This window comes from Lamprobacter sp., from assembly GCF_034860625.1.
Taxonomy (GTDB): domain Bacteria; phylum Pseudomonadota; class Gammaproteobacteria; order Chromatiales; family Chromatiaceae; genus Lamprobacter.
Genome location: NZ_JAYESN010000448.1, coordinates 1 through 1,743, shown reverse-complemented (window position 1 = coordinate 1,743; position 1,743 = coordinate 1). Strand labels below are relative to the sequence as shown.

Annotated in this window: 1 protein-coding gene; it reads left to right on the top strand. The window is 59.3% G+C overall.

Annotated elements, in window-relative coordinates; genetic code table 11:
- Window positions 1-762: 762 nt before the first annotated feature.
- Entirely contained in the window at window positions 763-1,428 is a 666-nt protein-coding gene (locus tag VBE63_RS28715; RefSeq protein WP_323686393.1) for a hypothetical protein, read from the top strand.
- Window positions 1,429-1,743 lie beyond the last annotated feature (315 nt).

The following is a 1,743-nucleotide window of genomic DNA, read 5'->3' as shown; positions in this document are numbered from 1 at the left end:
ACTAGGTGTCGGGGTATGACCGAGTGTTAAGCCTTCACACCCTTCCTAGGCCTTCTTCACTGCTCCGAGCTCCAAGCCGTGGCGATTGGCAATCTGGACGTATCCGGGGTCATTTCATAGCCAGCTGTTGGGGACTCAGCGCCCCGACACGGCTTTAGGACTGCTCCGGCCTATCTAGGGGCTTCTTCCCACGGCAGCGCCCTCTCTAGCGGCATACAGCGGCTCTCAGCCAGGCCATTAGTGCCTTCCTGGTATCGCTCCGGGTGGGCCTAGCGCGGTCCCAGCAACCGCTCCGATATCAGCGGCTAGCCTGCTCTTTCTTCATGTCGGTTATTCACCGACATGCAGGGACACGTGAGGGCTTCTCTTGATTAGTAGTTGCATATTGTCACGCGGGGGGGGGATCATCGGGTTTCCCCCTTGGGTTTTTGAGGTTTAAGAATGGGGTGGGTCCCTGGCTTATCCGGCCAGTCAGGGGCGCCAGAATTTGGGGCGCGGTGCTACAGCACTCGCCCTCTCAAAAAGTACCCCGGCAAGTGTTGAAGCACTCCCGGGGCATGGTCGGCAGCTGAACGATGAGATACACCGATGCCGACGATTTCAGTATACCGTCATGGGTCCACCATGGGCGTGGGTAATGCTAAGGCTCAGCCGCCCGTTAGGTCTGAGGTACAGGGATGGTCAAGCAGTGGCGTGCGTCGAAACCTGCTCTTTCTCTACTCCGTCGATGAGCGTTCCCTGGAAGCTCTACACGGGCACGCCATGACGTTTACTGTCCGAGACTGCCCCGAGACACCGCAAGCCTGGTGTAAGGCGCGTGATGCCCTTCTGGATGCTCTCAGCCGCTCCGGGGTGGTGCTGGTCCATTGGGTCACTGAATGGCAACGCCGCGGGGTGCCCCATCTGCACCTGGCGTGCTATTGGGATCGTCCTACTGACCCCGTTGAGATCATCACCGACTGGCTCAGGATCGCTGCTCCGTTTGGGGCAAGGTCCGGCGGGCAGTATTCGCACCCGATCTATGATGCGCTGGGCTGGAACCAGTACGTTTCCAAGCATGCGGCGCGGGGTCTGCATCATTACCAGCGCTCACCTGAGAACATCCCGCAGACTTGGCGCGGGCTATCGACTGGTCGGATGTGGGGCAAGCGTGGCTCGTGGGCTGTGGTCGATCCTTCCAAGCTTCATCTAGATAACGGCTCCTGGTGGCGTCTCCGTCGGATCGTTCGGTCCTGGCGTGTTGCGGATGCTCGGCGAGCTCGTCCCCTGAATCTGCGTCGGGTCTTGTCGGCTCGGCGGATGCTTCGCTGCAATAGCCTGAAGTTTTCTCAGGTTCGGGGCCTTTCTGAGTGGATGCCACAAGATGCCATGCTTCGTGCAGTGGCTTTGGTGACTGGCGTTGATGGTGCTGATGTAGAGGCGCTGTGATGGGTTCCCCTGAGCGTGACGTTTTACGGCTCTGTCATCTGCATGACATACCTCTGGTCTATCACCGGGTCTTGTCGTCTTGGGCATCTGCCCTTGGTGGTATCGGGGAGCTGTCATTTGCTCTCGAGCTCGCCGTTTCAGATGAGATTGTCCTAGAGGGTGGTCCGTACTACGGGGTTTATACCCTTCCGGACATCTAGCACGGCTGACTCTGGCGAGAGAACTTAGACATGGGGCTAGGACACGTGCGCTTTTCCCCGAAGCGCACGCGGAGGGGACAAGCGCACGTGTCGGCGCGTCCAGGTGGAAAGAGAG